This window comes from Bradyrhizobium sp., assembly GCF_019244115.1.
Lineage (GTDB): Bacteria > Pseudomonadota > Alphaproteobacteria > Rhizobiales > Xanthobacteraceae > Bradyrhizobium.
Genome location: NZ_JAFATE010000373.1, coordinates 1 through 8,143, shown reverse-complemented (window position 1 = coordinate 8,143; position 8,143 = coordinate 1). Strand labels below are relative to the sequence as shown.

Annotated in this window: 6 protein-coding genes; 4 read left to right on the top strand and 2 right to left on the bottom strand. The window is 63.6% G+C overall.

The features are described from left to right. Positions 1-273, top strand: a 273-nt coding sequence (locus tag JOZ76_RS16455; RefSeq protein WP_291699768.1) for a M20/M25/M40 family metallo-hydrolase, incomplete at its 5' end; no start/stop codon positions are given. 143 nt (positions 274-416) lie between these two features. Here the strand turns inward: JOZ76_RS16455 and JOZ76_RS16450 are convergent. Together JOZ76_RS16450 and JOZ76_RS16445 are read right to left on the bottom strand one after the other, a co-directional pair. Continuing rightward, complete coding sequence (locus JOZ76_RS16450; protein WP_291699767.1) at positions 417-2,051, bottom strand: inorganic phosphate transporter; 1,635 nt, start codon at positions 2,049-2,051, stop codon at positions 417-419. A gap of 112 nt (positions 2,052-2,163) precedes the next feature. Further along, entirely contained in the window at positions 2,164-3,537 is a 1,374-nt protein-coding gene (locus tag JOZ76_RS16445) for a UdgX family uracil-DNA binding protein (protein ID WP_291699766.1), read from the bottom strand. Between the two features lie 203 nt (positions 3,538-3,740). Here JOZ76_RS16445 and JOZ76_RS16440 point away from each other — a divergent pair, with 203 nt between their 5' ends. The 3 genes from JOZ76_RS16440 to JOZ76_RS16430 form a co-directional block, all read left to right on the top strand. Next, positions 3,741-4,532: an ImuA family protein gene (locus JOZ76_RS16440; RefSeq protein ID WP_291699765.1), complete on the top strand. Its 792-nt coding sequence runs from the start codon at positions 3,741-3,743 to the stop codon at positions 4,530-4,532. Further along, positions 4,429-6,147 carry a Y-family DNA polymerase gene (locus tag JOZ76_RS16435; protein WP_441300043.1) on the top strand — a complete coding sequence of 573 codons (1,719 nt, stop codon included), beginning with the start codon at positions 4,429-4,431 and terminating at the stop codon, positions 6,145-6,147. Before JOZ76_RS16440 ends, JOZ76_RS16435 begins: the two co-directional genes overlap by 104 nt. Beyond that, the coding region (locus tag JOZ76_RS16430; protein WP_291699764.1) for an error-prone DNA polymerase at positions 6,144-8,143 on the top strand (2,000 nt) is incomplete at its 3' end. The genes JOZ76_RS16435 and JOZ76_RS16430, both read left to right, overlap by 4 nt.

Sequence of the window (8,143 nt, the reverse complement as noted above, 5' to 3'; positions counted from 1 at the left end):
TATCCCGTGACGGTCAACCACGCGGCACAGACCGACATCGCCAGGAACATCGCAGCGGAGGTCGCGGGCGAGGGCAATGTCGAGGAGATGCCGCCGTTGATGGGCGCGGAGGATTTCTCCTACATGCTGCAGGCGCGGCCGGGCGCGTTCATCTTCTGCGGCAATGGCAACAGCGCCGGCCTGCACCATCCGGCCTACGACTTCAACGACGAGGCGATCCTCTACGGCACCTCATTCTGGATCCGCCTGGTGGAGAACACGCTCGCGGCGTGAGACGCCTTAGCAAAAGGCCCGCACATGCGGGCCTTTTCTCTCGCTTTGGTCATTCCGGGATGGTCCGAAGGACCAGACCCGGACCTCGAGATTCCGGGTTCGATGCTTCGCATCGCCCTGGAATGACGTGAGAACGCAGCGGCTCAGAACAGTTGCGAGAACACCAGGTACAGCGTGCCGGAGATCACCATCGCCGCTGGCAGGGTGAGCACCCAGGCCATCGCGATGTTGCGGATTGTCGACCATTGCAGCCCCGAGCCGTTCGCGGCCATGGTGCCGGCGATGCCGGATGACAGCACGTGGGTGGTCGACACCGGCAGGCCGTAACCATCGGCGGCCGCGATCGTGGCGGCCGCGGTGATCTCGGCGCAGGCGCCCTGGGCATAGGTCAAATGCGTCTTGCCGATCTTCTCGCCGACCGTGACCACGATGCGCTTCCAGCCGATCATGGTGCCGAGCCCGAGCGCAATCGCCACCACGATCTTCACCCAGCCCGGGATGAACTTGGTCGCGTTGTCGAGCGAGCCTTTGTAAGCGTTCAGCACGGCGACGTCATCGGCCTTGAGGTCGCTCTCCTTGTCCTTCATCAGGAAGCGGATCGCTTCCGAGACAAGGTACATGTCGTTGCGCGTGTTGCCGACGGCTTCCGCCGGGAATTTCGCCAGCGACCCGTATTTCGTGACCTGGTCCGCAATGTCGCGCACCAGCACGGCGAGGGACGGAAAGGTGCCCTCGTTGATCTGGCGCAGTGAGACGTAGTTGGTCACCGCCGGGCGCGGGTTGCCGATCACATTGTAGCCGGCCGCCTTGGTCTCGATCACCTTGCTGGCGGCGGTGGAGTTTTTCACGAACTGCTCGATCTGGCTGGTCGGCAGCGAACGGTTCAGCGCATAGGCGGTCGGCACTGTGCCGATCAGGATCAACATGATCAGGCCCATGCCCTTCTGTCCGTCATTCGAGCCATGGAAGAAGCTGACCAGCGTACAGGTGAGGATCAGGATGCCGCGGATCCACAACGGCGGCGGCTGGCTGCCCTTCGGCTCGGCGAACAGCGCCGGCGTCGCACGCTGCAGGATCATCTTGACGATGAACAACAGCAGGAAGGCGAGCGCGAAGCCGAACAGCGGTGACAGCAGCAGCGCCTTGCCGATATTGGTCGCCTGACCCCAGTCGACACCCGAGGTGCCGTCGCGGCCGCGCAGCATCGCATTGACGATGCCAACCCCCATGATCGACCCGATCAACGTATGCGAACTCGAAGCCGGCAGGCCCAGCCACCAGGTGCCGAGATTCCAGATGATGGCGGCGATCAACAGCGCGAACACCATGGCGAAGCCGGCGTTGGAGCCGACCTGCAGGATCAGTTCGACCGGGAGCAGCGAGACGATGCCGAAGGCGACCGCGCCCGATGAGAGCAGCACGCCAAACAGATTGAACATGCCCGACCAGACCACGGCGATCGGGGCCGGCAGCGAGTGGGTGTAGATCACGGTCGCAACCGCGTTCGCGGTGTCATGAAAACCGTTGACGAACTCGAAGCCGAGCGCAATCAGGAGCGCGACGAACAGCAGGATGAAGGGCGTGTAGGTCGTGACCTTGGTGCCGGTCGCGTCGATGTCGACATAGATGCTGTAGGCAACGAACAGCAATCCCGCGGCCAAAATCCCAAAGAAAATAATCATGGTCAGGGGATTGAACCCCTTATCTAAATTAGGCTTTGAAGCCGGCTGGACGGGGCCGGAATCCCCCGTCATTGAATTGACTGTCATGTCGGTCATGCTGACCCCCTTACTAAGACCAGGGGTCGAATTTGACCGACGGACTTGAAGGGCAGATGACAGGCGCCGGGTTATCGCGGTCCCGCATTGCGTCGCAGCACGGGAACAATGCCTACGCCGCGCGGGCCGGTTTCCCGAGCATGGCGGCGGCGATCTTCAGATCCTCGACGAAACGATCATATTCCCGCGCCTTGGCATCGGCATCGGGCAGCCGCAGGAGATAGGACGGGTGCACCGTTACTAGTGCCTTCGCACCCTCCGCGAGATCGATCAAATGTCCGCGGTTCTTGTTGATCGGCGTGATCTTGCCGAACACGCATTGTGCTGCGGTGGCGCCCAGCGCGATGACGAGCTTGGGTCTGAGGGCGGTGAGTTCCCGCTCATACCATTGTCGGCAGGCGCGGATCTCCTCCGTATTCGGTTTCTGGTGCAGCCGGATTTTTCCACGCGGCACGAATTTGAAATGCTTCACCGCATTGGTGACATAGACCTTCTTGCGGTCGATGCCGGCTTCTTCCATGGCACGGTCGAGCATCTGCCCGGCGGGGCCGACGAAGGGAAGTCCGGCGAGGTCTTCCTTGTCGCCGGGCTGCTCGCCGACCATCATGATCGGTGCATGTGAAGGACCTTCGCCGAACACCGTCTGGGTCGCATGCTTCCAGAGGTGACAGGCGCGGCAGGTTGCAGCCTGTTCGCGCAACGTTTCGATAGTCTCGACGGATGTCGCTTGCTTCCTTCGCATGGCAGCGTCCGGATCAGTTTGCGTTTCGCCGGCAGCATCGGACATCCGCTCGATGGTCTGCCAGGACCGTTTGGGCGGCTGCGCCTTCTGATGTAACCGTGCGGGAGGGAAAAGGTTCGCGGCATAAAGCCGCCAGGTTTCTTCCAGCCGGTCTTCCGAGGGCGCCCCGGCTTCGCCGACACCCTCCGTGAAGGAGATCAGGCTGCCGTCGAAGTGGGCGCAGATGTCTGGCGTCAGAATCGACCAGGGCATGTCGGCATAGCGGCGCGCGAAGCTTGGGGCGACCGCTTCGACGATGTGATGCTCCGGCGCGAACCAGGCGACATAGCGCGAGGTCCGCTCGCGGCCGATTTCATGGAAGCGCAGGGTGTCGAGCATTCTTTGCTCATCACGACGCACGGCACTCGCCATCGCTGCGGCCTGCGCGACGTCGCGATCATCCACATTATCAAGCAGGTCGTGATGGTGCCTTAGGCGCCAAAGCAGGCGATAGAGCAGGGCGAAGCGCGTGATATCGTGATGCCGGATGATGGTGCGCGCCAGCTCGATGAATTTCGCCGGGACGCTGAAACGTCCTTCCGGCACCTTCGGAAACGGCAGAGCGGCTTGCGATGGCGGGTCCTGCGCGTGATCTCTGACGGTCCAGTTCACCTCGGCCGTTGTCACGGAGTGCAGGACGAGCGCCCGTGCCGCCATCCGCCAGCCGTCAAAATCGGTTTCGTTGTCGAGGGTTATGAGGTGCATTCGAGAGCCTCCTCCAATACCTTCAGCCGTGGCTGCGAACCCCCACGCAGCCCATTGGTTTCATTGAAAAAATCATCTCCGACCTGATCCGGATTGACTCTGCCGGCGAGGTTAGCTTTATATTAGAACATATCATGAACAATCAGGCCAGCTCCTGGTTCTTATGAATCGGGAGCGGTCATCACCTCCGAGGGAAGCGGCGCATGACGAGCGCACGCCTGAGCACGCTTGCGACTTTGCGCGACCGCATCGAGCGGATCGGGGCCCAAGGCGATGCGCTGCGGCCGCGCCGTGTCAGCCTCGGCCATGCCGAGGCCGATGCGGCGCTGCAGGGCGGCCTTGCGGTTGGCGCTGTCCATGAAGTGTTCGCCGAGGCCGGCCGGCAGAGTGCCGCGGCGACCGGGTTCGTCGCAGGCCTTGCGGGGCGGATTGCGCCACGCCGGCCGTTGCTCTGGATCCGGCAGGATTTTTGCGAACGGGAAGCCGGCGCGCTGTCGATGAGCGGCCTTGCCGAGCTCGGCCTCGATCCGCGTTGCCTGGTGACGGTGTGCACCGCCGATGTCGAGGCCACCTTGCGGGCTTCCGCCGATGCGCTCGCCTGCGACGCGCTCGGCGCCGTGGTGCTGGAAGTCTGGGGCGAGACGCAAAAGCTCGACCTGGTCGCAAGCCGCAAGCTGACCCTGGCGGCGCAGGCCTCCGGCGTCACCGCGCTTCTGCTGCGGATCGCCGCCACGCCAAATCCCTCGACCGCGGAAACGCGGTGGATCGTGCGCGCGGCGCATTCGCCGCCATCGGCGTCCTGGGCCGCGTGGGGCACGCCGCTTTTCGATGCCGAGCTTGTCCGCAACCGCCATGGCCTGAGCGGCCGATGGATCATGGAATGGAAATGTGATGAGCGCCTTTTCACAGAACCGGCGGCGGATTCTCAGCCTCTGGCTGCCACGTCTGCCCATCGACCGCATCAAGCGCGCACAAAGCTTCGCAGCGCAGGTTGACGGTAACTCAGCTCTTTCCGCGCCGTCATGGCCGGGCTTGTCCCAGCCATCCACGTCTTTGCAAGCTGCAAGAAAGCAAGACGTGGATGCCCGGGTCAAGCCCGGGCATGACGAGTCATTGGTTCGGCAAGACAACACCGACCTTCCCAGCATCGTCGTCATAAAGGAAAACAACGCACTGAAAATCCATTCGCTCGACGAGGCCGCGGCGCGATATGGCCTCACCATCGGCCTGCCGCTCGCCAATGCGCGCGCCATCTGCCCGCATCTCGATGTGTTCGACGCCGACGAGGCGCTGGACGCCAAAAAGCTTTCCGACATCGCCGACTGGTGCGACCGCTTCACGCCCCTGGTGGCGCTCGATCCGCCGCAAGGCCTGTTTCTCGACATCACCGGCTGCGCCCATCTGTTCGGCGGCGAGGCCGCGATGCTGCACCTCGTCTCAGACCTCCTGACCGCGCAGGGCTTTGCTGTCTCGGCCGCGATTGCCGCAAATCCGGTCTGTGCGCGGACGCTGAACCGCCACGTCCATGGCCGCATCGTCGGCGACGGCGAGGAAGCGGACGCGGTCGGCCCCCTGCCGGTCGCAGCACTCGGCGCGGGCGAGGCGGTCACCGCCGGTCTGCGGCGCGCGGGCCTAAAAACCATCGGCGATGTCGCCGCGCGCGGCCGTCACGAGATCACCGCGCGCTTTGGGTCCGCCTTTACGACCCTCCTCGCCCAGGCGCTGGGGCAGGGTGATTACCCGATCAGCCCGCGAAAGCCTCTGCCGGATTACATCACAGAAAAACGCTTTGCCGAGCCGGTCTCAACCGAGGCGGCAATCATGACTGCGCTTTCAAGACTGGCCGCAATGCTGGTCACGGCCCTGGGCCGCCAGGGTAAGGGCGCGCGGCGGCTGGAAGCCTCCTTCTTCCGCACCGACGGGGCGGTGCGCACACTCACAGTCGATACCGGACAGCCGGTGACGAAGGCTGAGGTGATCGACCGCCTGCTTCGCGAACGGCTCGATGCTCTGGCCGACCCGCTCGATCCCGGCTTCGGCTTCGATCTCATTCGCCTCGCCGCGAGCCGCAGCGAGATCGTGGTGCAGGAGCAGCGCGACCTCGACGCCCATGTCCATGACAATGACGAACTCGCCGGGTTGATCGATCGTCTGTCGGCCCGTCTCGGCACCAGACGCGTCCTGGTGCACCTGCCGCAGGACACCCACATCCCCGAGCGCGCGGTACTGCCCCAACCGGCGCAGCAGCATCTTGCCGCCGCAATGACCGCGCCCTGGCCGGAACGCGCGGAAGGCGAGCCGCCGCTGCGACCCTTGCGTCTGTTCGAACGGCCAGAGGAAATCCAGGTGATCGCGCAGGTGCCGGACGGGCCGCCCGCCCGTTTCGTCTGGCGGCGCGCCACGCATATGGTGGTCCACGCCGAAGGCCCCGAGCGCATCGCCATGGAATGGTGGCGAGCGGGCGGAGGCGCGCTGACACGCGATTATTTCCGCGTGGAGGATGAGGCGGGCTTGAGGTTCTGGGTCTATCGCGACGGGCTTTACGAGCGCGAGATCGAGCAGCAGGACGGCAAGCCGGTGCACTGGTTCATGCATGGACTGTTCGCATGAGCGCACCTCAATATGCCGAGATCGGCGTCACCTCAAATTTCTCGTTCCTGCGCGGCGCCTCGCATCCGCAGGAATATGTCCACCAGGCCGCTGAATACGGCCTGGCCGCGATCGGCATTGCCGACCACAACACGCTCGCCGGCATCGTGCGCGCCTATGCGGAATTGAAAAATCCCGAGCTGAAATCGCTGCCCAAACTTTTGGTCGGATCGCGCCTCGTCTTCACCGACGGCACGCCCGACATTTTGGCCTATCCGCGCGACCGTTTGGCCTATGGCCGGCTCTGCCGGCTGCTCAGCCGCGGCAAGCTCGCGGCGGAAAAAGGCGAATGTCATCTGCGTTTTGCCGATCTCGCCGAATTCAGCGAGGGATTATTGCTGATCCTGATGCCGCCTTACCGCGTGCAGGCCGATGTCATCGCGCAGGCCCTGGGCAAGATGCGCGCCACGCGTGCCGATGGCGTATGGCTCGGCGCAAGCCTTTTTCATCGCGGCGACGACAGGCGGCGGCTCGCGCGCCTGCAGCAGATCGCGATGGCTGCCCGCGTGCCGCTGATCGCCACCAATGACGTGCTCTATCACGACCATGGCCGGCGGGTGCTGCAGGATGTCGTCACCTGCATCCGTGAAAAGACCAGTATCGAGATAGCGGGCCGCCTCCTGGAAGCCAATGCCGAGCGTCACCTGAAGCCTGCTGCCGAAATGGCGCGGCTGTTTCGCGATCACCCGGACGCCATTGCCGAAACGCTGCGCTTTGCCCGGCGTATCACCTTCACGCTCGACGAATTGAAATATCAATATCCGGACGAGCCGGTGCCGCCGGGCAAGACCGCGCAAGAGCATCTGGAAGACCTGACCCGGGAAGGCGTGGATCGCTATTTTCCGCAAGGCATCGACGACAAGCTCCACTCGACGCTCGAGAAAGAGCTGGCGCTGATCAGAAAGCTCGATTACGCGCATTATTTCCTGACCGTGCATGACATCGTCCGCTTCGCGCGCTCCAAAAACATCCTGTGCCAGGGACGGGGATCGGCGGCCAATTCCGCCGTCTGCTTCATGCTCGGCATCACCTCGGTCAATCCTGTCGAGATCGACCTCCTGTTCGAGCGCTTTCTCTCCGAGGAGCGCCGCGAGCCGCCCGACATCGACGTCGATTTCGAGCATTCGCGCCGCGAGGAGGTGATGCAATATGTCTATCGTCGCTACGGCCGTCATCGCGCGGCGATCGTTGCGACCGTCATTCACTACCGCCCGCGCAGCGCGATCCGTGACGTCGGCAAGGCGCTGGGCCTGACCGAGGACGTCACGTCGCTGTTGGCGGACACCGTGTGGGGGAGCTGGGGCGACGGCCTCTCCGAGATGCAGGTCAAGCAGGCCGGGCTTGATCCAAAGAATCCGATGATCGACCAGGCGGTGCGGCTTGCGGCCGAGCTGATCGAATTTCCCCGCCATCTGTCGCAGCATGTCGGCGGCTTCGTGCTGACGCAAGGCAGGCTCGACGAGTACGTGCCGATCGGCAATGCCGCAATGGAAGGCCGCACCTTCATCGAATGGGACAAGGACGACATCGACGAAATCAGGATGATGAAGGTCGACGTGCTCGCGCTGGGCATGCTGAGCTGCATCCGCAAATGTTTTGATCTGATTGATCTGCACAAGGGCAAGCGCTGGGAGCTCGCGACCATCCCGCGCGAGGATTCCAGGATCTACGACATGCTGTGCCGCGGCGAGTCGCTCGGTGTGTTCCAGGTCGAGAGTCGCGCGCAGATGAACATGCTGCCACGGCTGAAGCCACGGACATTCTACGATCTCGTGATCGAGGTTGCGATCGTGCGGCCCGGGCCGATCCAGGGCAACATGGTGCATCCCTATCTGAAGCGGCGCGGCGTGAAACCGGAAGAGATCGAGTATCCCTTTCCCAGATATGGCGACCGCAACGAGCTCCGGGACATTCTCGGCAAGACGCTGGGCGTGCCGCTATTCCAGGAGCAGGCGAT